Below are 25,448 nucleotides of genomic sequence, written 5' to 3'. Positions count from 1 at the left end.
CCGCCACGTCAGAGCCGGTGCATCGCCACGGTCGCCAGCACCAGCTCGCCGGCCTCGTCGGAGGCGTCGAGGTCGGCGACCGCGTCGATCACCCAGTCGTGGTGGCCCTCGGGGTCGTCGAGCACCTGCCGGACCCGCCACAGGCGCGCCACGGCCTCCTCGTCGGCCCCTGCGGGCCGCCCGGAGGCCGGCTCGACGACGAGCAGCTTCGGCCCGCGGGCGTTCGCGTCGGTGCGCAGTTCGTCGTGCTCGGCGAAGTACTCCTCCAGCGCCGCGTCCCACGCGGAGCGGCCCATCTCGACCTCGCGCGGCGGCTCGGTGCGGTCGGCGGCCGCGCGCTCGAGCTTCATCAGCCCGTCGAGGTCGTCGCGGGCCACCATCTCGACGCGGCGGAACATCGCGTTGCGCACCATGACGCGGAACGGCCGCTCCTGCTGCGAGATCGGCCGCGCCGACGCGGTGGGACGGTTCTCGGCCAGCGCGAGCGCGATCCGGTGCACGGCCTCGGGGTCCGTGAGCGCCTCCCACTCGTCGAGCAGCGACGAGTCGGTCTGCCGCACGCTCTCCCCCAGCCACTCGACGAGGTCCTCGAGCTCGGGCGTCCGGTGCGCCTCGGGCACGGTCTGCCGCAGCGTCCGGTAGGCGTCGGTGAGGTACCGCAGCACCAGGCCCTCGGACCGCGCCAGCTGGTAGCGGCCGACGAAGTCCGTGAAGCTCATCCCCTGCTCGTACATCTCCCGCACGATCGACTTCGGCGACAGCGCGTCCTCGCGCAGCCACGGGTGCCGCTCGCGGTAGATCTCGTACGTCGCCCCGAGCAGCTCGGCGAGCGGCTGCGGCCAGGTGATCTGGTCGAGGAGGACCATCCGCTCCTCGTACTCGATGCCGTCAGCCTTCATCTCCGCCACGGCCTCGCCGCGCGCGGCGTGCTGCTGGGCCATCAGGATCTGGCGCGGCCCCTCCAGCACCGCCTCGATCACCGACACGATGTCGAGCGTGTACGACGGGGACTCGGGGTCCAGCACGTCCAGGGCGGCCAGGGCGAAGTGCGAGAGCGGCTGGTTGAGCGCGAAGTCGGCCGGGAGGTCGACGGTCAGGATGTAGCGGCGCCCGTACTCGTCGACCTCGTCGAGCCGGGTCAGCACCCCCGAGCGCAGCAGGCTGCGGCTCAGCCGCAGCGCCCGCCGGGACAGCCGGAGCTGGTTGCGGCGCTCCTCGTGGTTGTCGTTCAGCAGCCGCCGGAGCACCGGGAAGGCGTCCTCCTCGCGGGCGAGCACGTTGATGAGCAGCGCGTTGTCGACCTTCATCCGGCTCACCAGCGGCTCGGGGACCCCGGCCACGAGCTTGTCGAAGGTCTGCTCGCTCCAGACCACGGCGCCGTCGGGGGCCTTCTTGAGCTGGGCCTTGCTCTTGCGCTTGGCCTGCCTCTCGACGCTCATGCCGGCGTTCTTGGCGTCCGCCTTCGCCTTGGCCTTCTCGTTGTCGATGACGTGCTCGGGCGCCTGCACGACGACGTACCCCGCCGTGTCGAAGCCCGCGCGCCCAGCCCGGCCGGCGATCTGGAGGAACTCGCGGGCCCGCAGCACCCGCTGCCGGTTGCCGTCGAACTTCGCGAGGCGGGTGAAGAGCACGGTCCGGATCGGCACGTTGATGCCGACGCCGAGGGTGTCGGTGCCGCAGATGACCTGCAGCAGGCCGTCCTGGGCGAGCTGCTCGACGACGCGGCGGTAGCGCGGCAGCATCCCCGCGTGGTGGACGCCGATCCCGCTGCGCAGCAGCTTGGACAGGGTCTTGCCGAAGCCGGCGGCGAAGCGGAAGCCGGCGATCCGCTCGGCGATGGCGTCGCGGGTCTCCCGGCTCGCGCTGCGGCCGACGATGCTCGTCAGCAGCGAGGTCGCGTGCTCGATGGCGGCGACCTGCGTGAAGTGCACGACGTACACCGGCGCCTGCTGGGTGGTGACCAGCTCCTCGAGGGTCTCCTGCAGGTGGGTGAGCGCGTAGGTGAAGGTGAGCGGCACCGGGCGTTCGGCGTCGTCGACGACCGAGGTCTCGCGGCCGTTGCGCCGGGTGAGGTCCTCGACGAAGCGGCTGACGTCCCCGAGGGTGGCGGACATGAGCAGGAACTGCGCCTGCGGCAGCGTCAGCAGCGGCACCTGCCAGGCCCAGCCGCGGTCCGGCTCGGCGTAGAAGTGGAACTCGTCCATCACGACGAGCCCGACGTCGGCCTGGTCGCCCTCGCGGAGCGCGATGTTGGCCAGCACCTCGGCGGTGCAGCAGATGATCGGGGCCTCGGCGTTGACCGCGGCGTCGCCGGTGAGCATGCCGACGTTCTCGGCGCCGAACACCTCGCACAGCGCGAAGAACTTCTCGCTCACGAGCGCCTTGATCGGGGCGGTGTAGAAGCTGACCCGGTCGTCGGCCAGCGCCGCGGCGTGCGCGGCCATGGCCACGAGCGACTTCCCGGAGCCGGTGGGCGTCGCGAGGATGACGTTGTTGCCGGACAGCAGCTCGAGGACGGCCTCGTCCTGGTGCGGGTAGAGAGCCAGCCCCTGCCGCTCGGACCACGCGGTGACGGCGTCGTAGACCGCGTCGACGCCGGCTCCCGGGCGCGGCCACGCGAAGCCCCCGCCGGTCGGGGCCATCAGTCCCTCGCCCGTGGGTGCGCGGTCGCGAAGACCTCGCGCAGGTTGTCGACCGTGACCAGCGTGTAGACCTGCGTGGTCGTCACCGACGCGTGGCCGAGCAGCTCCTGCACGACGCGCACGTCGGCGCCGCCGTCGAGCAGGTGCGTGGCGAACGAGTGCCGCATCGTGTGCGGGGAGACGTCGCGGGTGACGCCGGCCCGCTCGGCCGCCTTCACGAGCACCGCCCACGCGGACTGGCGCGACAGCCGTCCGCCGCGGGCGTTGAGGAACATCGCTCCCCCGGTGCTGGCCGCCGTCGAGGCGGCGACGAGCTCGGGCCGGCCCCGGACGAGGTAGGCGTCGACCGCCTCGCGGGCGAACGACCCGACCGGCACGATCCGCTCCTTGCTGCCCTTGCCGCGCAGCAGCACGGTCCCGTCCACGGTGTCGAGGTCGTCGACGTCGAGCCCCACGGCCTCGGAGATCCGCGCCCCGGTCCCGTAGAGCACCTCGAGCAGCGCCCGGTCGCGCAGCGCGAGCGTGGTGCCGGACGCACCCGCCGCCTCGAGGATCGCCTCGACGTCCGCGAGCGGCAGCGCTTTGGGCAGCCGCTTGGCCGGCGACGGCGGCTTCACCGCGCTGGCCGGGTCGAGGGTCGCCAGGCCGTCCGCGACCGCGAACTTGTGGAACCCCCGCACCGCGACCACCGTCCGCGCGGCCGACGTCGCGCTCAGCGGCGGGTGGTCGGCGTCGCCCTCGCGCAGCCGCATCAGGAAGCCCGACACCGTCGCCTCCGAGATGCCGCCGAGGTCCTCGATGCCCGAGGTGGCGAGGTACTGCTGGTAGCGCCGCAGGTCACGGCGGTACGACGACAGGGTGTTCGCCGCGAGCCCCCGCTCGACCGACAGGTGGTCGAGGTAGGTGCGGACCGCCCGCGTGATCCCGTCCGCCGCGCTCACCGGCACCTACGCCAGCACGGAGTCCAGCGACACCGCGTCGATCTCCACGGCCTCGCCGACGGGTCCGTTGGTGAGCAGGCCGGCGTGGGTGTTGAGGCCCAGGGCGAGCGAGTGGTCGTCGCGGCAGGCCTGGGCCCAGCCCTTGTTGGCCAGCGCGACGGCGTACGGCATGGTCGCGTTGGTCAGGGCGTACGTCGAGGTATTCGGGACCGCGCCGGGCATGTTCGCGACGCAGTAGAACGTCGAGTTGTGCACGGTGTAGGTCGGGTCCGCGTGCGTGGTCGCGTGGGTGTCCTCGAAGCACCCGCCCTGGTCGACGGCGATGTCGACGAGCACGGAGCCCGGCTTCATCCGCGAGACCAGGTCATTGGTGACCAGCTTGGGGGCCTTGGCGCCCGGGATCAGGACCGCGCCGATGACCATGTCGGCCTCCATCACCTGCTGCTCGATCGCGAGCTTGGAGGACGCCAGGCCGTGAACCTGGTTGTTGTAGCGCCAGAACGACATCCGCAGCTTGTCCAGGTCGGTGTCGAGCAGCGTGACGTCGGCGCCCATGCCGAGGGCGATGTTCGCGGCGTTCTGCCCGGACACACCGGCACCGATGATGACGACCTTGGCGTTTGCGACGCCGCCGACGCCGCCCATCAGCGTGCCGCGGCCGCCCTGGGCCTTGAGCAGCGAGTAGGCGCCGACCTGGGGCGCCAGGCAGCCCGCGACCTCGGACATCGGGTAGAGCAGCGGCAGCCCGCCCGAGGGCAGCTGGACGGTCTCGTAGGCGATGCCGGTGACCTTGCGCTTCAGCAGCTCCTCGGTCAGCGGCTTGTCCGCGGCGAGGTGGAGGTAGGTGAAGAGGGTCAGGCCCTCGCGCATCCGGTGGTACTCCTCGGACACGGGCTCCTTGACCTTGAGGACCAGGTCGATGGAGCCGTCGGTGCCCCACGCGGCGTCCGCGTCGGGGACGATCTGCGCCCCGGCGCCGACGTACTCGTCGTCGGAGATGGACGAGCCGACGCCCGCCCCGGTCTCGATGAAGACCTCGTGCCCGTGGGCGACCAGCTCGTGCACGCCGATGGGCGTGATCGCGACGCGGTACTCGTGGTTCTTGACTTCCTTCGGGACGCCGACCTTCACCTGTGCTCCTCCATGTCTCCGACCGCCTCGACTCTGAGACGACGCCGAGACACTACTCCCAGCAGGCCGTGGGCTGCGTCACGCCCCGACGCCCGTCGTCGTCAGGGCGGGAGCCGGGTCGAGCGCGTCCACGTCGGCGAGCGACGGGTGGGCACCGAGCCGGGCGAAGACCTCGCGGGCCGCGGCCAGCAGCGGCAGCGCCTCGTCGCGACGATCCCGCCCGAGGAGCCACCGGCCGAGGTCGAGGCGCGTGCGCGCGAGGAGGTACGGCGCCCCGTAGGCCGCGTGGGCGCTCTCGGCCTCCCGCAGGTCGGTCTCGGGGTCCTCGCCGGCGGCCAGGGCGACCAGCGCCCGCAGCCGCGGGAGCTCGCCGCGGGTGATCGCCCGGCCGCGCTCGCCGGCGAGCGGCTCGAACATCCCGAGCAGCTCGCGGGCCGTCGTCAGGTCGCCCGCCTCCAGCTGCAGCTCCACGGCCACCGGCAGCTGGACCTCGATGTCCTCGTAGGTCTCCAGCGAGCCGTACTGCCGGCGCCCGGCCTCAGCGGCCAGGCGTGCCGCGGTCGCGACGTCCCCGGTGGCGCGGACCCGCAGCGCGGTGACCAGGTCGGCGCCGTACTGCTCGTAGGCGTCCTCGGAGTCGGCGAGCCGCCCGTCGGGCAGCGGCTCACCGCGGGCCGTCAGCACGAACGCCTGGATCAGCCGCAGGGTGCTGGCCATCGCGGTCGGCTCGTGGCCGTCCAGCCACTCCCGGAGGTGTGCGTGCGCCTCGTCCCAGTCGCCGCGCAGCCACCACGTGAAGCCGGCGTTGATCAGGCCGTGCTCGGTCTGCTGGCTCTCGCCGACCTGCCGGGCGACGACCACCGCCTCGGCGGCGATCTCGGCGGCGGCGGCCAGGTCCTCGGTGTAGGTCTCGGAGATCATGTTGTTGAGCGAGCGCAGCAGCTCGCCGAGCAGCCGCTCCTCGCGGGCGATCTTCACCGCCCGCTCCAGCACGGCGAGGTACGCCGTGGGGCTGCGCAGGTCGGTCAGCATCAGGCCCAGCGCGTTGAGCGCCCGGACCCGCAGCGCGGGGTCACGGAAGTCGTCGGCGAGGGGTAGCAGCCGGAGCGTCGCCGCCTGCTGCTGGGCGTAGTCCCCCAGGGCCCGGCTGCTGGCACCGCGCGCCATCAGCAGCTCGATCTCGACCCCCCGGCCGGCGCGGTCCTCGGTGCCGTCGACCAGCTCGATCCCCTCGTCGGCGGCCTGCCCGGCCTCGCGCGGGCGACCCTGCTGGATCCGGGTGCGGGCGAGGTAGACCAGCGCGGAGGCCGCGGCCGACGCATCCCCCACCTCACGGCCGAGGACGGCCGCGCGCGTCGAGAGCTCCTCCGCCTGACCGGGGAGGCCGGCGTGGAAGGCGGCCTGGCAGGCCAGCAGGTGGAGGCGGGCGTCCTCCTCGGGCAGCGGGTGCAGGGCGATCGCGGCGAGGAGCTGGCGCAGCGCCTCGTCCTGCGAGCCGAGCGACTGGGCGCGCTGCGCGGCCGCGACCAGCAGCCCGCGCGCCCGGTCGGTGACGACCTGACGGTCGGGGTCGTCGGCGCTGCTGGCCTCGAGCGCGTCCAGCAGCTGCTGGGCGATCACGCCCGCCAGCGACTCGGCCGCCTCCTCCTGCTCGAGGTGGTCGGCCGCGGCCAGGTGCAGCAGCCGCCGGTCCTTGCGGGCCAGGGTGCTGTAGGCGACCTCGCGGACGATCGCCTGGACGAAGCGGTACTGCCCGAGCTCGGGTGAGCGGGGGTCGTTCTGGGTGCCGAGCACGCCCTTGCGGACCAGGCCGGCGAGCGGTGCGTCCAGCTCGTGGGCGCCGAGGCCCGACAGCGCCTCGAGGGCCGACAGCCGGAAGGTCAGGCCGAGGACGCTGGCGTCCTGGACGACCCGGCGCTCCTGCGGGGTGAGCGTGTCCAGGCGGGCGGCGATCAGCGTCTGCAGGCTCGTCGGCGCCTGCAGCTGGTCGAGGTCGACCCGGGCGTGGTCGTGGTCGACGAAGACGTAGCGGCCCTCGCGCGCCACCACGGCGTCACGGTCGATCAGCGAGCGCACCGTCTCCACGGCGTACAACGGGACGCCGGCGGCGCGCGACACGAGGGCCTGGCGGGCCCGGGACGGCAGGTCGGCGACCAGCCCGTCGAGCAGCACGCTCATCGCCTCATCGCCGAGCGGCGGCAGGTCGACGAGCGTGGCGCGGCGGCTGGCGGCCAGGGTGGGGCGGCGCTCGAGGAGCTCGGGGCGGGTGAAGGTGAGGACGTAGAGGCGCGCCCGGATCGTCTCGAGCAGGTGCTCGACGAGGTCGAGCAGGCCGGTGTCGGCGTGCTGGAAGTCCTCGAAGAGCAGCACGACCGGGAGGTCGCCGCCGACCCGCTCGAGGAAGGTCGTCCACGAGGCGAACAGGTCGGTCCGGTCAAAGGTGCCGGCGCCGCTGCCGAGCAGCGCCGCGATCCGCGGGGTCAGCCAGGCCGCCTCGCTCGGGGTGGCGCAGACGGCCTCGACGCCGGCGCGGAGCTTGCGGTCGACCTCGCCGGCCTCGTCGCCCTCGAGGATCCCCAGGCGCGAGCGGACCATCTCGGCGAAGGCCCAGAAGGCCACGCCGTCGCCGTAGGACAGGCAGCGGCCCCGGTGCCAACGGAACTCGTCGTTGAGACCGTCGACGTACTTCTCGAACTCCCAGCCCAGCCGGCTCTTCCCGAGCCCGGCCTCGCCGGTGACGAGCGCGATCCGGGCGCGACCGTCCTCCTGGGTGGCGTGGAAGAGGTCCTTGACCCGGCGCAGCTCGCGGTCCCGCCCGACCATCGGCGCCTCGAGGCCGTCGACGCGCTGCGCGCCGCCGACCGCCGCGACGACCGCGTCGGCGCGGAACAGGCGGACCGGCTCGGCCTTGCCCTTGAGGGCGTGCTCGCCCCGGTCGCTGAAGGCCACCGCCGCGGACGTGAGCCCGTAGGTCTCCTGGTCGACCCAGACCGTGCCGGGGTCGGCGGCCGTCTGCACCCGGGCCGCGGTGTTCACCGCGTCGCCGGCCACCATGCCCTCGTTGACCGCGCCGAGGGTGACCGCGACCGACCCGGTCACGATCCCGACCCGCATCGCCAGCTCGGGGGCGCCGACGGACTCGCCGAGCTCGGCGACCGCGGCGACGAGGTCGAGCCCGGCGCGCACGGCCCGCTCGGCGTCGTCCTCGTGGGAGACCGGCACGCCCCAGACCGCCATCACGGCGTCGCCGATGAACTTCTCGATCGTCCCGCCGTAGCGGCCCACGACGGTGCGCGCCGTGGCGAAGTAGGCGCTCAGCAGCTCGCGGACCTCCTCGGGGTCGCGCGACTCCGACAGCGTCGTGAACGACACCAGGTCACCGAAGAGGACGGTCGTGGTGCGCCGTTCGGAGACCGGCTGGGACGACGTGGCGGCCGGGGCCGCGGCGGTCGCAGCGGCGGCCATCGGCGTCCCGCACTCGATGCAGAACTTGCCACCGGCGTCCGGGGTGCCGCACGAGGGGCAGCGGCGGGCGAGCGGCGAGCCGCACTCGAGGCAGAACTTGGCGCCGTCCGGGCTCTGCGCGTTACAGGAACCGCACTGCAGGGGCACCCGACGCTCCCTCCGTGTGCTGGTCGATCGGCACGGTGAGGTCCAGCACCAGGCCTTCGTACGCCGCCACGACGGCCAGGTCGTCGCCGGCGAGGCCCCGCGCGTGCTCGAGGATCGCGTCGACCTCGTCGTCGGTGCGCTGGGGGTCGTGGTGGAACAGCGCGTAGGCCTTCGCGCCGGCCTCCCGGGCGAGCTGCACGCCGTACTCGACGCTCGCGTGGCCGAGGAATTGCACGTCGGGGAACTGCGCCTGCAGGTGCTGCGAGTCGTGGATCAGCACGTCGACGCCGTCGGCCAGCGCGAGGGCGGACTCGTGCCGCTCCCCCAGGTCGTCCGGGCCGGGCCCGACCGAGGTCGGGCTGTGGTCGGAGAGGTAGGCCAGCGACGCGCCGCCGTGCGCGACGCGGTAGCCGAAGGCGCGGCCGCCCTTGTGCGGGATCTCGCGGGCCAGCACGTCGTACCCCTCGAGGGCGTGCGTGCCCTCCGGCAGCCCGGTGAACGACCAGCCGGGCCCGAGCTGCGACGGCACGATCGGGAAGTGCGGCGGCGAGACGGCGCGCTCCAGGACGGACTCGGCCGAGTCGCCCTGCTCGGGGATGTGGATCGCGACGCGGCTGCCCAGCGCGGTGCCGCCGGCGAAGAACGGCATGCCGTGGGTGTGGTCCCAGTGCAGGTGCCCCAGCAGGATCGAGCCGTCGAAGGGCTCGCCGCCGAGCAGCGGGGTGACGGCGATCAGGCCGGTGCCGGCGTCGAGCAGCAGGTGCGGGGCGTCGTCACCCAGCGAGACGGCGACGCAGGACGTCTGGCCGCCGTAGCGGACGAACGCCGAACCCGGCGCGGGCGTCGATCCCCGGACGCCGCAGAACGTGACCTTCAACCCCGTGCTCCCCGTTTCCCTGAGTGCGCTCACGGTGCCACATCGGACGCCCGCGCACACGCGATCGGGACCAGTGTCACCCCACGAGACCGCGTGCCGCGGCCAGCAGCACCGCGAGCACCACCGGCGCGTCGCCCACGTCTCCGGCGAGCACGGCGGCGTGCAGGTCGGCGAACGGCACCCAGAAGGTCTCCATGTCGGCCTCCTCGTGCTCCAGCACGAAGTCGCCGCGCCCGACCGGGGTCAGGTCCCGGGCCAGGTAGAAGTGCATGAGCTCGGCGATGATGCCGGGCGAGGAGTACGTCGAGGTCAGGTGCGTCCACTGCCCGGCCTCGAGCCCCGCCTCCTCGCGCAGCTCCCGGCGGGCGACCTCGACCGGGTCCTCGCCCTCCTGGTCGATGAGCCCGGCGGGCAGCTCGACGAAGCGACGCTGCGCCGGGTGGCGGTACTGCTCGAGGCACAGCACCCGGTCGTCCTCGTCGAGCGCCAGCACGATGCAGGCGCCCGGGTGCTCCAGGACCAGCCGGCGGAACGGCTCCTCGTCGGACGAGCCGGGACGACGTACGAGATCGGCCCGGAGGGCCATCACCCACCCGTCGCGGTGCAGGTCGGTCGACGACACGACCGGCCAGGACTCGGGGCTGTCCGCGAGGACCGGCGTGGCGCCGTCGCGCGAGGTGTCGGGGGGCGTCGCCATGGCGGTGACGCTACCGTGGCCGCCGAACGCGACGGGACCGATCGGACGGCCCGTCGGGACGAAGGGGACACCGATGAGCGACACCACGCTGAGCCTGACCCGCACCGAGGCCGAGGAGCGCACCGCTCTGCTCGCCGTCGACCGCTACGACATCGCGGTGGACCTGCGCGGGCTCTTCGAGGGCGAGGTCCTGGAGTCCGTCTCGACGATCACGTTCCGCTGCCACACGCCGGGCGCCAGCACCTTCGTCGACTGCGTCGCCGACGTCCGCTCCGCCACCCTCAACGGCCGCGAGCTCGACCTCGCCACCGTCAGCGGGGGCCGGATCCTGCTGCCCGACCTGGCCGCCGAGAACGTCCTCGTCGTCGCCGCCGCCCAGTCCGACACCGGCTCGGGCAACGGCATCCTGCGCTCGGTGGACCCCTCGGACAAGCTCGTCTACGTCTGGACGTCCTTCGAGGCCGACGACGCCCGCCGCGCCTGGGCCTGCTTCGACCAGCCCGACCTCAAGGCCCCGCACGCGTTCACCGTCTCCGCCCCGGAGACCTGGACGGTCACCAGCAACAACGGCCCGACCTCGGTCGAGGACGCGCCCGACGGCGGCCGGGTCTGGACCTACCCGGACACGCCCCCGCTGTCGACGTACGTCGTGGTCGTGAACGCCGGGCCGTTCCACGAGATCCGCGAGGAGCGCGGCGACCACAGCCTCGGCCTCTACTGCCGCCAGTCGCTGCGGCCCTTCCTCGAGCGGGACGCCCAGGACCTCTTCGACCACACCGCGAACGGCCTCGCGTTCTTCGGCGAGCGCTTCGCGCAGCCGTTCCCGCAGCGCCGCTACGACCAGGTCTTCGTGCCCAACATGGGCGGCGCGATGGAGAACTGGGGCTGCGTCACCTGGACCGACAGCGTGCTCTTCCGCTCCGAGCCCACCCACGGCCAGAAGGCCGTCGTCGCCTCGGTGCTGCTGCACGAGATGGCGCACATGTGGTTCGGCGACCTCGTCACCATGCAGTGGTGGGACGACCTCTGGCTCAATGAGGCCTTCGCCTCGTGGGCGGCCACCTGGGCCAGCGTCAACGCGACGCCGTTCATCGACGGCTGGTCGACCTTCCTCGCGCAGTCCAAGCTCACCGGGTACGCCGCCGACATGGGCCCCGCGTCGCACCCGATCCGCGGCGACGTCCCCAACGTGGCGCAGGCGATGGCGAACTTCGACGCGATCACCTACGTCAAGGGCGAGAGCGTCCTCAAGCAGCTCGTCGCGACGGTCGGCGAGGACGCGTTCGTCGAGGGCCTGCGCGCCTACTTCCGCGAGCACGCCTGGGGCAACACCGTGCTCGCCGACCTGATGTCCGCGGTGGGCGACGCCGCCGGTCGCGACCTGTCCGACTGGACGACGGCGTGGTTCGACCGCGCCGGCACCGACACCCTGACGCTCACCGACGGGGAGGTCCTCGCGACCGGCCCCGACGGCGACGACGCCCGCCCGCACCACCTCGAGATCGGCGTCTACCGCCAGGCCGGCGAGGCCCTCGAGAAGGTCGGCACGGCGTACGTCGACACCGACGGCCCGCGTACCGCCGTCGAGGGGCTGCCCGACGAGGCGGACCTCTACCTCGTCAACGACTCCGACCTGACCTTCGCGGCCACCCGCACCGACGAGAAGTCCCTGCGCACGATGCTGGCCTCGGCCGGCGGGCTCCCCGAGCCGATCTCGCGCGCCGTCGCGGTCTCCACGGCGTGGAACATGCTGCAGCACGGCGAGCTCTCCACCGACGAGCTGCTCACCTGCGTCCTGGGCGTGCTCGAGGTCGAGCGCAGCGCCGGCGTGGTCGAGCCGTTCCTCCAGATGGCGCTCAAGGCCGCCGAGCAGTGGAGCCCCACGGTCAGCATCCCGGCCCAGCTGGCCCGCCTGGCCGACGTCGCCGCCGCGCTGGCCGAGGAGCCCGACCACCGCTCCCCCGCCCTGCGCACCCTCGCGGCCTCGGCCAGCACCGAGGAGCACTTCGCGATCCTCGACGCGGCCGCCGCCGACGACGTCGACCTTACCTGGCGGGTCCTGGCCCGGCGCTCCGCGCTCGGCGACTACGACGCCGCCGCGGTCGAGGCCCTCCAGGAGCGCGACCCCGACCCGGACTCCTTCGTCCGGGCGCTCGGCGTCCTGGCGGCCCGCGCCGACGACGAGGCCAAGGCCGAGGTCTGGGCCCAGATCTACGACGAGAAGGCCATCCCCTCCGGGATGCCCCTCTTCGGGCTCGCCACGAGCTTCTGGCGCCCCGCCCAGCACGAGCTCCTCGTCCCGTGGGCGCACCGCTACCTCGACGAGATCGAGAAGCTCTCCGCCGAGGGCGGCATGCTCACGGTCGGCTCCCTCATCCGCGCCACCGCCCCGAGCACCGCCGACCAGGCCTACCTCGACCGCGCCCTCGAGATCGCCCACCGCGACGGCCAGAACCCCACCATCCGCGGCGAGCTCCTCACCAGCGCCGACACCCTCAGGCGAGTCCTCCGCGCCCGCGGCTGAGGCGCGCGGCGGCGCGCAACGGCTGCTCTCCCTCCGTCGACCGGGCTCCGGGCGGTCGGCCCTCCGGGGCTGCCGACCCGGACCTCCCGGCACCGGCCTCCGCCCGTGCGTCGGAGGGACACGGCGGCCGGGAACCACCCCTTCCGCTCCTTCGTCGCTCCAGGGGGGCCAGTCCCAGCCACCGTCCGCCGTGTCCCTCCGCCGCCCGGACTCCGTCCGGCGCCGTCCGGTCCGCGCCGCCATCCAGCCGTCGACCAGCGCAGCACGCACCGTCGGTCATCCCCTGTGGGGAGGTGAAGGGTGGTGGATCACCCACCTCATCCCACCCACCCGCGCAGCGGCGAGGTCGGGACCCGCGGGCGGTCGGGCCTGCCCTGGGGCGCGGGGCGGTTGCGCGGGCCTGTGGGAGCCACGCTAAAACGAGGCGTGGCGTCGCGCTGAACGCCCACGGTGACGCGACCGCCGACATCGCGCGACGACACGGCGAGCCTGCGTGGTCCCACAGGGGCGCGCAGCGGCCCCTCGCCCCCATGAACAGGCCCGACCGACCGGAGTCAGCGCGACCGAGCCGCTGGTCCGATCAGCCGCGACCGCGGCTCACTCCTCGTCCGCGTCAGCGCGCCGCAGCAGCGACTCGTCGATCGGGAAGCGGAGCTCGCGCTGCCGCTCGATCGCGGCGCCGACGAGCCCGGCGAAGAGCGGGTGCGGGCGGGTCGGGCGGGAGCGGAGCTCGGGGTGCGCCTGGGTGGAGACGTAGTACGGGTGGACGTCCTTCGGCAGCTCGACGAACTCGACGAGGTTGTTGTCCGGGGACGTGCCTGAGAAGACGAGCCCGGCGGCCTCGAGCTGCTCGCGGTAGGAGTTGTTGACCTCGTAGCGGTGCCGGTGGCGCTCCTCGATCTCGGCCTCGCCGTACGCCGCGCGCACCACCGAGCCCTCCTTGAGCCGGGCCGGGTAGAGCCCGAGCCGCATGGTGCCGCCCAGGTCCCCGGCGCCCTCGACGAACGACTTCTGCTCCTCCATGGTCGCGATGACGGGCTCGGGGCAGTCGGGGTCGAACTCGGTGGACGCGGCCTTCTCGAGGCCGGCGACGCTGCGGGAGTACTCGATGACCATGCACTGCAGGCCCAGGCACAGGCCGAGCGTCGGGATGCCGTGGGTGCGGGCATAGGTGAGGGCGCCGAGCTTGCCCTCGATGCCGCGGATGCCGAAGCCGCCGGGCACGCAGATCGCGTCGACGTCGCTGAGCTGGCGGGCGGCGCCGGCCGGCGTCTCGCACTCGTCGGACGGGATCCAGCGGATCTGCACCTTCGCCTCGTGGGCGAACCCACCGGCCCGGAGCGCCTCGCCGACGGAGAGATAGGCGTCGGGCAGGTCGATGTACTTGCCGACCAGCGCGACCGTCACCTCCTCCTTGGGGTGGTGCACCCGGCGGAGCAGGTCGTCCCAGAGCGTCCAGTCGACGTCGCGGAAGGGCAGGTCGAGCCGGCGTACGACGTAGGCGTCGAGCCCCTCGCGGTGCAGGACCTTGGGGATGTCGTAGATCGACGGGGCGTCGGCCGCGGTGACGACGGCCTCCTCGTCGACGTCGCACATCAGCGAGATCTTGCGCTTGATCGACTGCGGGAGCTCGCGGTCCGCGCGGCAGACCACCGCGTCGGGCTGGATGCCGACCTGGCGCAGGGCGGCGACGGAGTGCTGCGTGGGCTTGGTCTTGAGCTCGCCGGACGGGCCGATGTAGGGCACCAGGGAGACGTGCAGGAAGAAGACGTTGTCGCGGCCGATGTCGTGGCGGACCTGGCGCGCGGCCTCGAGGAACGGCAGCGACTCGATGTCGCCGACGGTGCCGCCGACCTCGGTGATGACGACGTCGACGTCGGCCGAGCCCATCGCGAGGATCCGGTCCTTGATCTCGTTCGTGATGTGCGGGATGACCTGGACGGTGTCACCGAGGTAGTCGCCGCGGCGCTCCTTGGCGATCACGCTCGAGTAGACCTGCCCGGTCGTGACGTTGGCGATCTGGGACAGGTTGGTGTCGAGGAAGCGCTCGTAGTGGCCGATGTCGAGGTCGGTCTCGGCGCCGTCGTCGGTCACGAAGACCTCGCCGTGCTGGAACGGGTTCATCGTCCCGGGGTCGACGTTGAGGTAGGGGTCCAGCTTCTGCATGGTCACCCGGAGCCCGCGCGACCTCAGGAGGCTGCCGAGGCTCGAGGCCGTGAGTCCCTTCCCGAGGGACGAGGCGACGCCTCCGGTCACGAAAACATGCTTGGTTTGCGCAGCGCTCTTCACGGGACTTCATGCTATCCCAGAGGAACCGCTCCGTCCGAACCCGACGCTCCGAAGGATCCGCCCTGCACGGTCAGCGACCGGGCAAGGGCGAGCACGGCGGTGACCTGGCCGAGCGGCGCCTCCACCCCGTCGACGGTCGCGACGTCCTGCCCGACCGGCTCACGGCGTACGCCGGCCAGGTCGCCGGAGGCGGCAGAGTCGGTGTCCCCGGCGACGACGACGCCGGTCGCCTTCGCGGCCAGCCCGTCGACCAGCCCGGACACGATCGCGTCGTCCGTGGCGGTGCCGAGGACGACGAGCACCAGGTCGGCCGCCTTCGGCTTCTCGGGCGAGGTGAGCAGCTCGGCGCCGGCGAGGCTCTGCCGCACCGAGCTCGCGTCGTCCGCGGGGACGTCGCCCGTGGCCATCGCCAGACCGGCCAGCTGACCGGCGCGGACGTACGTCGAGGCGTCGCTCGCCACCGCACCGTCGCCCAGCTGCGTCATCAGCTGGCTGCCGAGGGTGTCGACGAGGGACTTCTCCCCCGGCGCGACGAGCGACGGCCGGGCGGCGTACGTCCCGGCCACCGTGCCGCCGGCCTCCTCGACCTGCTGGGTCAGCGCGCCGACGACGTCGTCGTCGGCGCCGGGCAGCGTCAGCACGGCGACGGCGTGGTCGCGCAGCCGGTCGTCGTAGAGCGTGGCCGCCCCGGCTGCGGCGAAGTCGTCGCCGAAGCCGGCGAGCTCACGGGCGTCCCGGGTCGCCCCGGCCCGGGCCGGGGCGACGCTCGGCTCCCGGCCGAGGTCGGTCAGGGGGCCGCCCCCGAGCACGACGCCGACGGCGAGGGCCAGGAAGACGGCCACGAGGGTGGTGATGTGGTGGCGGTAGGTGATCACAGCGGGGTCCTCACGAGTTGACGAGGTCGGACAGCGCGGCGGCGAGCGTCGTCGCCCACTCGTGCCCGACCGGGGTGACGGCGACGGCGGCGCCGAGGGCGACCAGACCGGCGAGCATCACGGAGAAGAGGTGGCGCGGGCGGACCCGGCCGGAGTAGAGGTACGGCACGGCGGTCGCGTCGACCAGCCGCGGCCCGACCTTGAGCCGGGTCAGGTAGGTGCTGGCCAGGCCGGAGCGCTGGCGGTCGAGGAGCTCGTCGAGCGTGGCGTGCATGCCCACGCCGACGATGACCGAGGCGCGCCCGGCGTCGGCCAGCAGCAGCGCCGCGTCCTCGCAGGTCGCCGCGGTCTCGATGCGCAGGGGGCGTACGCCGAGCCGCTCGAGCTGGTCGGTCGCGGCGCGGTCGGCCCCCCGGTCGACGCGGACGACGACGTCGCGGGCCGCCCGCAGGGTCGCGGCGTCGGGGCGGTCCGCCTCCTCCGCCCGGGCGTCCAGCACCACGAGGTCGGGCCGGTGCCCGGCCGCACGCAGCAGGTCGGCACCGCGCCCGACCCCGATCAGCACCGGCTCCTGCTCGCGCAGGAACGGCCGGATCGCGGCGAGCTCGCGCTCCCACTCGTGCCCGCGGACCACGACCACGGCGGCGCGTCCGGCGATCCGGGTGGCGGGGCGGGGCAGGCCCCGCCCGTGCAGGAGCAGGTCCTCCTCGCGACGGAGGAAGGCCGCGCTGTTGTGCGTGAAGGTCGCGAGCTGGGTCGCGAGGCCGCTGCGGGCCTCGGCCATCTCGGCGCGCACCAGGTCGGCGTCGACGACCCGGCCGGTGGCGACCGGCTCGTCGTCGACGTACACCGTGGCGTCGTGGACGCGCACCGTGCTGCCGTCCTTGATCGCGCCGAGCGCCGGGGCGCCGACGCCGTCGAGCAGCAGGATGCCGGCGTCGGCGAGGACCTCGGGGCCGAGGTTCGCGTAGCGCCCGGAGATCATCGGCGAGGCGTTGACCACGGCGCTCACGCCGGCGTCGACGAGGCCCTGGGCGGTGGCCCGGTCCATGTCGAGGTGGTCGAGCACCGCGAGGTCGCCGGGCCGCAGGCGCGGCAGCAGGGTGTGCGTCCGGCGCTCGACGCGCGCGGTGCCGACGAGTCCGGGCAGGGGGGCGGGGGGACGTTGTCGAGGGGCGAATTTCATGACCGTCCATCGTCTCAGCCGGTCGTACGGCGTCTCCGCAACCCACGGGTCCGGGCGCGTCGGGAGCGGCCGGCATCTGGAAGAGTGCGGGTGGTGAGCACCGAGACGCGCGCCTGGTGGGCCTCCGCCGTGGTCTACCAGATCTACCCCCGCAGCTTCGCCGACTCCGACGGCGACGGGATCGGTGACCTCGGCGGCATCATCGCCCGGCTCGACCACCTCGAGAGCCTCGGGGTCGACGTCGTCTGGCTCTCCCCCGTGCACCGCTCCCCGCAGGCCGACAACGGCTACGACATCAGCGACTACTGCGACATCGACCCGCTGTTCGGCACCCTCGAGCAGCTCGACGAGCTGGTCGCCGGGCTGCACGCGCGCGGCATGAAGCTGGTGATGGACCTCGTCGTGAACCACACCTCCGACGAGCACCCGTGGTTCGTGGAGTCGGCGTCGTCGCCGGACAACCCGAAGCGCGACTGGTACGTCTGGCGCGACGCCCCGGACGGAGCGCTCCCCAACAACTGGGGCTCGTTCTTCGGCGGACCGGCGTGGACGGTCCACCAGGCCACCGGACAGGCCTACCTCCACCTCTTCCACCGCAAGCAGCCCGACCTGAACTGGGAGAACCCCGAGGTCCGGGCGGCTGTGCACGCGATGATGCGCTGGTGGCTCGACCGCGGGGTGGACGGCTTCCGGATGGACGTCATCAACTTCATCTCCAAGCCGGACGGGCTCCCGGACGCCCCGCCCGTGCCCGGTCAGGAGTTCGTCAACGCCTTCGACCTCTTCGCGGACGGGCCGCGGGTGCACGAGCACCTGGCCGAGATGACCCGGGAGGTGTTCGGCGGCCGCGAGGGCCACTTCCTCACCGTCGGCGAGATGCCGGGTGTCACGCCCGAGCGGGCCCGGGACTACACCGACCCGGCCCGGCGCGAGGTCGACATGGTCTTCCAGTTCGAGCACGTCACCGTCGACCAGGGGCCCGACGACAAGTTCGACTACGTCGGTCTCGACCTCCCGGTCCTCAAGCGGTCCCTGCACCGCTGGCAGGACGCCCTTGCCGACGTCGGCTGGAACAGCCTCTACTGGAACAACCACGACCAGCCGCGCGTGGTGTCCCGCTTCGGCGACGACGACCCGGCGTACTGGCGCGCCTCGGCCACGGCGCTCGCAACCGTCCTGCACGGCCTGCGCGGCACGCCGTACGTCTACCAGGGCGAAGAGCTCGGCATGACGAACTACCCGTTCGCCGGCGCCGGCGAGCACCGCGACACCGAGGCGGTCAACTACTGGGCCGAGGTGGTCGCGCGGGGCCGCGACCAGGAGGCCGCGCTCACGGGGCTGGCGCACATCAGCCGCGACAACGCGCGGACGCCCGTGCAGTGGGACGCCTCGCCGCACGCCGGCTTCACGACCGGCACGCCCTGGCTCGCGGTCAACCCCAACCACACCTGGCTCAACGCCGCGGCGCAGGTCGACGACCCCGCGTCGGTGTTCGCGCACTACCGGCGCCTCATCGACCTCCGGCACCGGCTGCCGATCCTCGTCGAGGGCGACGTGACGTCGATCGGGCTCGACCACCCGGTCCTGTGGGCCTACACCCGGTCCACCACCGACGAGCGAATGCTCGTGGTGGCCAACTGCGGCCGCGAGCCGCTGGCGCTGGACCTGCCGGACTGGCACGGCGCGCGCCTGCTGCTGGGCAACCTGCCGCTGAACGAGCCGGTCCTCGGCCCCGCGACCAGCACGCTGGCGGGCTGGGAGGCCCGGATCTACCTCAGCCCAGCGCCCTAGCCGGCTGGGCGACCTCGAGCAGCTCGCGGGCGTGCGCGAGGGCCGTGTCGGAGTCGGTGAGCCCGGCGAGCATCCGGGAGAGCTCCCGCTCACGCTGGTCGTCGTCGAGGACGGTGAGCCCCGAGCTCGTGACGGTGCCGTCGTGCGACTTCTCGACCACCACGTGGCGGTCGGCGTACGCCGCGACCTGGGGCAGGTGCGTCACGACCAGGACCTGGGCGTTCTGCGCCAGCTGCGCGAGGCGGCGCCCGACCTCGACGGCGGCAGTGCCGCCGACCCCGGCGTCGACCTCGTCGAAGACGAACGTCGGGACGGGGCTGGTCCCGGCGAGGGCGACCTCGAGGGCCAGCATCACGCGCGACAGCTCACCCCCGGACGCGCCCTTGTTCAGCGGTCGCGGCTCGGAGCCGGTGTTCGCCGCCAGCAGCAGCTCGACCTCGTCGAGCCCGGAGGGGGCGTACTTCAGCCAGCGCTTGCCGACCTTCAGCGGCCCGCGGCTCGTGGCCGCCTCGGCGCTCGCGCGGTCGACCTCGTGCTGCACGACGCTGATCTCGAGCCGGGCGTGCGGCATCGCCAGCAGGGTCAGCTCGGCGGTGACCTCCTCGGCGAGCCGGACGGCCGAGGCGGTGCGAGCCGTGGAGAGCGCGGCACCGGCCTCGGCCAGCTCGCCGCGCAGCCGCTGCTGCTCGGAGCGGAGCTCCTCGATGCGCCCGTCGGTGTTGTCGAGGTCGAGCAGTCGCGTGGCCGACTGCTCCGACCACGCGAGCACCTCGTCGATGGTGTCGCCGTACTTCCGGGTGAGTGCCGTCAGCGCGGCGCGCCGCTCCGAGACCCCGGCCAGCCGGGCCGGGTCGGTGTCGATGCGGGCGGCGTACGACGCGACGTCGGCCGCGAGGTCGGAGAGCAGGTAGGTGATCTCGGCCAGCCGGTCGGCCAGCTCCCCCGCCTCCGGATCGTGCTCACGGACCCCGTCGAGCAGCGTCCGCGCCGCCGAGGCGGTCGCCAGCGTGTCGGGGTCGCCCTGCTCGCTTGAGAGCGCCTCGCGCGCCTGCTCGGCCGCGGTGCGCAGCGTGTCGGCGAAGCCCAGCCGGGTCTCCTCGGCCGCGAGCGTCGCGTCCTCCCCCGGCTCCGGCGAGACCGCCTCGATCTCGGTCAGGCCGAAGCGCAGCAGGTCCGCCTCGCGGGCCCGGTCGCGGGCGGTCGCCACGACCTCCTCGAGCTCGCGCTCGGTGGCGTCGAGGTCGTGGAAGAGGCTGGCGTACGTCGCCGCCAGCGCGGCCGTGTGCTCGCCGCCGAAGCGGTCGAGCGCCTCGCGCTGGGCTCGCGGCCGCAGCAGCCGGTGCTGGTCGGACTGGCCGTGCACGGCGACCAGAGGCTCGGCGACCTCGGCGAGCGCCGAGACCGGGACCGACGCCCCGCCGACGAAGGCCCGGCTGCGACCCTCGGCCGACACGTTGCGGGCGAGCACGACGATGCCGTCCTCGACCTCGCCGCCGGCGTCCTCGACCGCGCGGGCGAAGTCGGGCAGGCCGTCCACCCGGACGACGCCCTCGACGCGGGCGGAGCGGGCGCCCGTGCGGACCGCGCCGCTGTCGGACCGACCGCCCAGCAGCAGGCCCAGGGCGGTGACGATCATGGTCTTGCCGGCACCGGTCTCACCGGTGATGACGGTCAGCCCGGGGCCGAGCTCCAGCGTCGACGACTCGATGACGCCGAGCGAGCCGATCCGGATCTCCTCAAGCACGGGACGCGTCCTCCGGGGCACCCTCGGCCGCGAGCCGCCGGCGCCGCTCGCTGGACCCGCGCCAGCCCTCGACGGGCAGGCCGAACTTCGCGACGAGCCGGTCGCCGAACGGGGCCTGGTGCAGCCGGACCAGCCGGACCGGGCGAGGCCCGCGACGGACCTCGATGCGGGCGCCCGGGGGCAGGTCCACCGCGCGACGGCCGTCGCACCACAGCACGCCGGCCCCTTCGGTGCGGGCCAGCACCTCGACGGCGAGCACGGAGTGCGGGGACACCACGAGCGGCCGGGCGAAGAGCGCGTGCGCGCTGATCGGGACCAGCAGGAGCGCCTCGACGTCGGGCCAGACGATGGGGCCGCCGGCGCTGAAGTTGTACGCCGTGGAGCCGGTCGGGGTCGCGCAGACCACGCCGTCGCAGCCCCAGCGCGAGAGGGGACGCCCGTCGACCTCGACGACGACCTCGAGCATCCGCTCGCGGGCGGCCTTCTCGACGCTGGCCTCGTTGAGCGCGAACGTGCTCATCACGACCTCGCCGTCGCGGTGCACGGTGACGTCGAGGGTGAGCCGGTCCTCGGTGGTGTAGCGCTTGTGCACGATCGCGTCGATGGTCGACTCGACGTCGTCGTACTCCGCCTCGGCCAGGAAGCCCACGTGCCCGAGGTTCACGCCCAGGACCGGGGTGCCGCTGGCGTGGGTGATCTCGGCGGCGCGCAGGATCGTGCCGTCGCCGCCGATGACCAGGGCGAGCTCGCACCCCGTGTCGGCCTCGTCCTCGCTGTCGGCGATCTCGAGGGCCGCACCCAGCTGGTCCTGGTCGAGCCCGAGGTCGGCGGCCTCCTTGGCGAGCAGCCGGACCACGATGCCGTTGCTGGTCAGCGCCTTGCAGAAGGCCCGCGAGACCTCACGCGCGTCGTCGCGGCCGGTGTGCGCCAGCATGAGGACCCGCCGGCCCGTCATGGGGGCAGCGGGCGGCGCGGTGTCGGTCACGGGTCCACCTTCTCACCCGGGACCCCCAACGGGTCGGCTGCCACCACGACGCTGTGGATGTGGTCGGCGTCGATGGTCGGGTCCCCCCGGCGCAGCCACAGGAAGAACTCCACGTTGCCGGACGGGCCGGGCAACGGGCTGGTCACGACCATGCGCGCGCCCCAGCCCCGGCGGGCGGCCGCCGCGGCGACACCGTTGACGGCCTCGGCCCTCAGGTCGAGGTCGCGCACCACTCCGCCCTTGCCGACCCGGTCCTTGCCGACCTCGAACTGGGGCTTGACCATCAGCGCGAGGTCGCCGTCCGGGGCGGTCACGCCGAGCAGGGCGTCCAGCACGAGCTCGAGCGAGATGAAGCTGAGGTCGCCGACCACCACGTCGACGGGGCCGCCGATCGCCTCGGTCGTCAGCTCCCGGACGTTCATCCGGTCGTGCACGACGACCCGGTCGTCCTGGCGGAGCTTCCACGCGAGCTGGCCGTAGCCCACGTCGACCGCGACCACCTGCCCGGCGTCCGCGCGCAGCAGCACGTCGGTGAAGCCGCCGGTCGAGGCTCCCGCGTCGAGGCAGCGTCGGCCCCGCACCTCGAGGCCGGCCGGGCCGAACGCCGCCAGCGCACCCGCCAGCTTGTGGCCGCCGCGGGAGACGTAGTCGGGTCCGTCCGGGCTCTCCGACACCACGAGCGCGACGTCGGTGGTGATCGCGGTCGCGGGCTTGGTCGCGACCGCGCCGGAGACCTTCACCCGGCCGTTCGCGATCAGCTCGCTGGCGTGCTCGCGCGAGCGGGCCAGGCCGCGGCGGACCAGCTCGGCGTCGAGCCGGAGGCGACGGGGAGGCACGGGCGGGTCAGGCGGGGTCGGCGGGCTGGTGGTCCAGCGCGCGACGCAGGTGGTCGTGGGCGCTCTCGAAGACGCCGACGTGCTCCTCGATCGGGCGCTCCTCGAGCGCCTCGACGGCGGCGATGACGGTGTCGACCCGGTCCACGCCGGTGCGCACCGGCTCCGGGGCGGGCGACGGGTCGGAGCCGTCGTACTGCTCGTCCGCGTGGTCGGTCTCGCTCATGGTCCGAGGCTACCGCCCGCGCGGCCGCCTCAGGCGTCGGGCACGCTCAGGCCGGAGGTGTCGGCCGGCTCGCCCGCAGCGTCGAGGTGCTCCCACGACGCCTCGGCGACGACCCGCCACCAGTCCCCCGCCGAGCCCTCGCCCTCGACCGCCAGCCGGCCGTCGTCCACCCGGCCGGTCCAGCCGCCGAGCGTCCAGCCGTCGTCACCGCTGTCGGGAGCCTCGTGGGCCTCGAGCAGCCCGGCGAGGTCGGGCGCGAGGTACGTCGGCCGCTCGGCCGGGGTGGCGGCGACCAGCTCGCTGAGCCCGGTCACCCCGGTCAGCACGAGCAGGGAGTCCACCTCCGCGTTGCGCGCTCCCTCGATGTCGGTGTCGAGCCGGTCGCCGACCATCAGCGGCCGCTCGCCGCCGACCCGGCGCACGGTCTCGTCGAGCAGCGGCCGCTGCGGCTTGCCGGCCACCACGGGCTCGACGCCCGTGAAGTTCTGCAGCGTCTCCACGAGCACCCCGTGGCCAGGAGCGACGCCGTACCCCGTCGGGATCGTGTAGTCGGTGTTGCTCGCCACCCACGGCAGCCCGTCCTTCACCCGCACCGCGGCCCGCATGATGTCGCGCCAGAGGACGTCCGGGCCGTACCCCGTCACCACCGCCACCGCGTCGTCGGCCACCTCCACGGGCTCGAGCCCCTCGGCACGCAGCGCCTGCTCGAGACCCACGGCCCCCAGCAGCACGACCCGCGCCCCCTCGCCGAAGCGCTCCGCGAGCACCCGGGCGGCCGCCTGGGCGGAGGTGACGACGTCGTCGGTCCCGGCCTCGACGCCGAGATCGCGCAGGTGCTCGGCCACGGTCTCGGGGGGCCGCGAGGCGTTGTTGGTGACAAAGGCGACCCGCATCCCGCTCGTACGCACCTCACCGAGGTGCTCCGGCGCACCGGGGACCGCCTCGCCGCCCACGTAGACCACACCGTCGAGGTCGAGCATGGCCAGGTCGTACGCCGCGATCAGCGGTTCGGTGGTCGTGCCGAGCATGCGGGGCTCCTCGGGGTCGTGGCGTCCCGGTGTCCGGGCGTCGGGGCACCCTACGATGCTCCGATGGACTCCAGCGCGGTGGTCACGCCTCCGTACGTCGCCGGTCCGCTGCGTCTGTACCCGTTCCGCGGCCTCATGCTCTCGCCGAGCCGGATCGGCGACCCGTCGTCCGCGCGGGCCTTCGCACGCCCCTACCGCGACGTCGCGGCGCGGTTGACCTCGTGGGAGCGCCGCGGTCTGGTGCACCACGACACCGAGCCCGCGGTCTACCTGCACGAGTACACCGTGGCCGGCATCGTCGTACGCGGCCTCGTCGGCGCGCTGGACATCTCCCGCCGGGCCACCTCGCGCGCCGACCGGGCGGTCTACCCGCACGAGGGCGTGCACCCGGCCCAGGCGGAGGAGCTCGCCGAGCGGATGGCCGAGATGCAGATGAATCCCGCGCCCATCCTCCTCGTCCACCGCGGGCCGGCCGCCGTGCGGACCCTGCTGGCGCGCGTCGCCGCCGCGCCTCCCACGCACGAGTTCACGGACCGGGCCGAGCAGGAGCACCGGGTCTGGGCGATCACCGATCCCGACGACCTCGGCGCGCTGGAGGCGGCGCTCGCCGGGTCGCGCGCCCTGATCGCGGACGGCCATCACCGCTACGCCGCCTACCTGCGCCTGCAGCGCGACGACCCCGGTGGGAGCCACGACCTCGGTCTCGCGATGCTCGTCGACCAGGACGAGACCCCGCTCTTCCTCGGCGCGATCCACCGGGTGCTCGTGGGCACCGGCCTCGACGACCTCCGCGACGCCTGCGACCGCATCGGAGCAACCTTCCACCGCACGACCGAGACCGCCGCCGTGGGCGCCCTCGCGCCCGGGTGCCTGGCCGCGACCGACGGCACCACGTGGGCGACCCTCGCGCTCCCCGTGCCCCACGGGCGGGCCGCGGTCGAGGTCCTGCACGAGCAGCTGGTGCCCGCCCTGACCGACGAGCCCGCCCGGATCGGCTACCACCACGCGGTCGAGGAGGCGATGGCGCACCTGTCCCGGAGCAAGGGCACGGCGCTGCTGATGCCCGCACCGGACTTCGACCTGGTGCTGCGGATCGTGGCGGCCGGGCGGCTGCTCCCGGAGAAGGCCACCTCCTTCCAGCCGAAGCCCAGCGTCGGCGTGCTCATCCGGTCGCTGCTCGACGGAGCACCCGACCGGCACTGACGTCGACCTCGACACGGGACGCCGTGGCCCCACCGGCACGGAAGAACCGCCGTCGCAGGGCTCCCGACACCTCGACCACGTCGCCCGCACCCCACCCGGCCACGGAGCGACGGACTCGACCGCCCCACACCGCGCACTCGAGGGTGTCGACGCTCTGACGGGACCGCACCTGCGCGGCCGGCCGGGCGACCACCACCCGGAAGGTCCAGACGACGTCCCCGCTGGGCAGCGTCCGCTGCTCCGGCGCCTGCGAGATCCTCCCGACCAGGCGCACCTCGTTCACCGCGACGACGACGTCGTCGCCCACTTCTCTCTGTGCTGTCATGGCACATCACCTCCGACGCCCACGCAACCGGTGGGCGGGGACAACGCGCAGCCGGCACGGCCGTGCCTGGGGACAACGCGGCACGGAGCTGCACGCGGGACGGCTTCCGGGCCGACGATCCAGCCGTCAGCGTCGCCACGTCCGACGGAATTGCCCGGGAAATGCAAACAGGGCCATCCCCGAAGGGATGGCCCTGTTCAAAAGAATGTCCGGCGGCGTCCTACTCTCCCACAACCTTGCGGTTGCAGTACCATCGGCGCTGAAAGGCTTAACTTCCGGGTTCGGGATGGGACCGGGTGTTTCCCTTTCGCTATGGCCGCCGTAACTCTTGCGGTCACCACCCCGGCCTGTCTTCCACCGACAACCCCTGTTGGGGTGTGGTGGGTGCGGGGTGGCACCAAATCTATGGGTGCACATTATTCAGTTGATCACACACTTGGTGTTCTGGTGTGGTCTGGTTCGTGGACGCGAACATCGCGGGGCAACTTGTCGTTGTGGTTTCAGTAAAGTGAGTGTAAGACAAGCCCTCGGCCTATTAG

Annotated in this window: 18 protein-coding genes and 1 rRNA gene; 3 read left to right on the top strand and 16 right to left on the bottom strand. The window is 73.5% G+C overall.

Features of this window, described 5'->3' with window-relative positions; all coding sequences use genetic code 11:
* Positions 1-8 precede the first annotated feature (8 nt).
* The 6 genes from H5V45_RS00095 to H5V45_RS00070 all read right to left on the bottom strand — a co-directional run bounded on the left by H5V45_RS00095 (position 9) and on the right by H5V45_RS00070 (position 9,900).
* Positions 9-2,642, bottom strand: a complete 2,634-nt coding sequence (locus H5V45_RS00095) for a DEAD/DEAH box helicase (RefSeq protein WP_185251054.1) — start codon at positions 2,640-2,642, stop codon at positions 9-11.
* Positions 2,642-3,583, bottom strand: coding sequence for a site-specific tyrosine recombinase XerD (gene xerD, locus H5V45_RS00090; protein WP_425491416.1), 942 nt, complete (start codon positions 3,581-3,583; stop codon positions 2,642-2,644). Before xerD ends, H5V45_RS00095 begins: the two co-directional genes overlap by 1 nt.
* A gap of 6 nt (positions 3,584-3,589) precedes the next feature.
* On the bottom strand, positions 3,590-4,714 hold the full coding sequence (gene ald / locus H5V45_RS00085) for an alanine dehydrogenase (RefSeq protein ID WP_185251052.1): 1,125 nt from the start codon (positions 4,712-4,714) through the stop codon (positions 3,590-3,592).
* Between the two features lie 78 nt (positions 4,715-4,792).
* The gene (locus H5V45_RS00080) at positions 4,793-8,326 is read right to left on the bottom strand and encodes an adenylate/guanylate cyclase domain-containing protein (RefSeq protein WP_185251051.1); all 3,534 of its coding nucleotides are present in this window, start codon (positions 8,324-8,326) and stop codon (positions 4,793-4,795) included.
* Complete coding sequence (locus tag H5V45_RS00075) at positions 8,301-9,203, bottom strand: MBL fold metallo-hydrolase (RefSeq protein WP_185251050.1); 903 nt, start codon at positions 9,201-9,203, stop codon at positions 8,301-8,303. Before H5V45_RS00075 ends, H5V45_RS00080 begins: the two co-directional genes overlap by 26 nt.
* Positions 9,204-9,279: 76 nt before the next feature.
* Positions 9,280-9,900 carry an NUDIX domain-containing protein gene (locus H5V45_RS00070; protein WP_185251049.1) on the bottom strand — a complete coding sequence of 207 codons (621 nt, stop codon included), beginning with the start codon at positions 9,898-9,900 and terminating at the stop codon, positions 9,280-9,282.
* A gap of 73 nt (positions 9,901-9,973) precedes the next feature.
* On the opposite strand from H5V45_RS00070, the gene pepN reads away from it, so the two are divergent.
* Positions 9,974-12,424: an aminopeptidase N gene (gene pepN / locus H5V45_RS00065; protein ID WP_185251048.1), complete on the top strand. Its 2,451-nt coding sequence runs from the start codon at positions 9,974-9,976 to the stop codon at positions 12,422-12,424.
* 597 nt (positions 12,425-13,021) lie between these two features.
* Here pepN and pyrG read toward each other — a convergent pair.
* The 3 genes from pyrG to steA are packed head-to-tail and all read right to left on the bottom strand — an operon-like array spanning position 13,022 to position 16,774.
* Complete coding sequence (gene pyrG / locus H5V45_RS00060) at positions 13,022-14,713, bottom strand: CTP synthase (RefSeq protein ID WP_185251047.1); 1,692 nt, start codon at positions 14,711-14,713, stop codon at positions 13,022-13,024.
* An 11-nt stretch (positions 14,714-14,724) separates the two neighbouring features.
* Positions 14,725-15,588, bottom strand: coding sequence for a copper transporter (locus H5V45_RS00055; RefSeq protein ID WP_185251046.1), 864 nt, complete (start codon positions 15,586-15,588; stop codon positions 14,725-14,727).
* Positions 15,589-15,598: 10 nt separating this feature from the next.
* Positions 15,599-16,774, bottom strand: a complete 1,176-nt coding sequence (gene steA / locus H5V45_RS00050) for a putative cytokinetic ring protein SteA (protein ID WP_185251045.1) — start codon at positions 16,772-16,774, stop codon at positions 15,599-15,601.
* Between the two features lie 93 nt (positions 16,775-16,867).
* Here steA and H5V45_RS00045 point away from each other — a divergent pair, with 93 nt between their 5' ends.
* A complete protein-coding gene (locus tag H5V45_RS00045) occupies positions 16,868-18,565 on the top strand; it encodes an alpha,alpha-phosphotrehalase (protein ID WP_185251044.1) in 1,698 nt (565 codons plus the stop codon).
* On the opposite strand, the gene recN is transcribed toward H5V45_RS00045, so the two are convergent.
* The 5 genes from recN to H5V45_RS00020 are packed head-to-tail and all read right to left on the bottom strand — an operon-like array spanning position 18,549 to position 23,381.
* Positions 18,549-20,309, bottom strand: coding sequence for a DNA repair protein RecN (gene recN / locus H5V45_RS00040; protein ID WP_185251043.1), 1,761 nt, complete (start codon positions 20,307-20,309; stop codon positions 18,549-18,551). The two genes, H5V45_RS00045 and recN, sit on opposite strands and share 17 nt — an antisense overlap.
* A complete protein-coding gene (locus tag H5V45_RS00035) occupies positions 20,302-21,264 on the bottom strand; it encodes an NAD kinase (protein WP_185254377.1) in 963 nt (320 codons plus the stop codon). The genes recN and H5V45_RS00035 overlap by 8 nt, the downstream gene beginning before the upstream one ends.
* A gap of 26 nt (positions 21,265-21,290) precedes the next feature.
* Positions 21,291-22,130 (bottom strand): TlyA family rRNA (cytidine-2'-O)-methyltransferase, encoded by an 840-nt coding sequence (locus H5V45_RS00030; protein ID WP_185251042.1) that lies wholly within the window; start codon positions 22,128-22,130, stop codon positions 21,291-21,293.
* 7 nt (positions 22,131-22,137) lie between these two features.
* Complete coding sequence (locus tag H5V45_RS00025) at positions 22,138-22,353, bottom strand: hypothetical protein (RefSeq protein WP_185251041.1); 216 nt, start codon at positions 22,351-22,353, stop codon at positions 22,138-22,140.
* A 29-nt stretch (positions 22,354-22,382) separates the two neighbouring features.
* Entirely contained in the window at positions 22,383-23,381 is a 999-nt protein-coding gene (locus H5V45_RS00020; protein ID WP_185251040.1) for an HAD-IIA family hydrolase, read from the bottom strand.
* 63 nt (positions 23,382-23,444) lie between these two features.
* Here H5V45_RS00020 and H5V45_RS00015 point away from each other — a divergent pair, with 63 nt between their 5' ends.
* Positions 23,445-24,584, top strand: coding sequence for a DUF1015 family protein (locus H5V45_RS00015; RefSeq protein ID WP_185251039.1), 1,140 nt, complete (start codon positions 23,445-23,447; stop codon positions 24,582-24,584).
* Here the strand turns inward: H5V45_RS00015 and H5V45_RS00010 are convergent.
* Both H5V45_RS00010 and rrf read right to left on the bottom strand, forming a co-directional pair.
* Positions 24,544-24,909: a single-stranded DNA-binding protein gene (locus H5V45_RS00010; RefSeq protein ID WP_185251038.1), complete on the bottom strand. Its 366-nt coding sequence runs from the start codon at positions 24,907-24,909 to the stop codon at positions 24,544-24,546. The genes H5V45_RS00015 and H5V45_RS00010 overlap by 41 nt on opposite strands.
* A 207-nt stretch (positions 24,910-25,116) precedes the next feature.
* Positions 25,117-25,233: ribosomal RNA gene (rrf, locus tag H5V45_RS00005) — 5S ribosomal RNA — on the bottom strand.
* Positions 25,234-25,448 lie beyond the last annotated feature (215 nt).

Origin of the sequence: Nocardioides luti (genome assembly GCF_014212315.1) — a bacterium.
GTDB lineage: Bacteria > Actinomycetota > Actinomycetes > Propionibacteriales > Nocardioidaceae > Nocardioides > Nocardioides luti.
Note: the sequence above shows the minus strand (reverse complement) of the source record. Positions and strands in the feature narration are given on the sequence as shown.

Excerpts from the sequence above, each read along its gene's own strand:
- H5V45_RS00015 (WP_185251039.1), top strand. The coding sequence starts at position 23,445 with ATGGACTCCAGCGCGGTGGTCACGCCTCCGTACGTCGCCGGTCCGCTG.
- H5V45_RS00010 (WP_185251038.1), bottom strand. The coding sequence starts at position 24,909 with ATGACAGCACAGAGAGAAGTGGGCGACGACGTCGTCGTCGCGGTGAAC.
- steA (WP_185251045.1), bottom strand. The coding sequence starts at position 16,774 with ATGAAATTCGCCCCTCGACAACGTCCCCCCGCCCCCCTGCCCGGACTC.
- H5V45_RS00020 (WP_185251040.1), bottom strand. The coding sequence starts at position 23,381 with ATGCTCGGCACGACCACCGAACCGCTGATCGCGGCGTACGACCTGGCC.
- H5V45_RS00035 (WP_185254377.1), bottom strand. The coding sequence starts at position 21,264 with ATGACGGGCCGGCGGGTCCTCATGCTGGCGCACACCGGCCGCGACGAC.
- H5V45_RS00070 (WP_185251049.1), bottom strand. The coding sequence starts at position 9,900 with ATGGCGACGCCCCCCGACACCTCGCGCGACGGCGCCACGCCGGTCCTC.
- H5V45_RS00095 (WP_185251054.1), bottom strand. The coding sequence starts at position 2,642 with ATGGCCCCGACCGGCGGGGGCTTCGCGTGGCCGCGCCCGGGAGCCGGC.
- H5V45_RS00025 (WP_185251041.1), bottom strand. The coding sequence starts at position 22,353 with ATGAGCGAGACCGACCACGCGGACGAGCAGTACGACGGCTCCGACCCG.
- pepN (WP_185251048.1), top strand. The coding sequence starts at position 9,974 with ATGAGCGACACCACGCTGAGCCTGACCCGCACCGAGGCCGAGGAGCGC.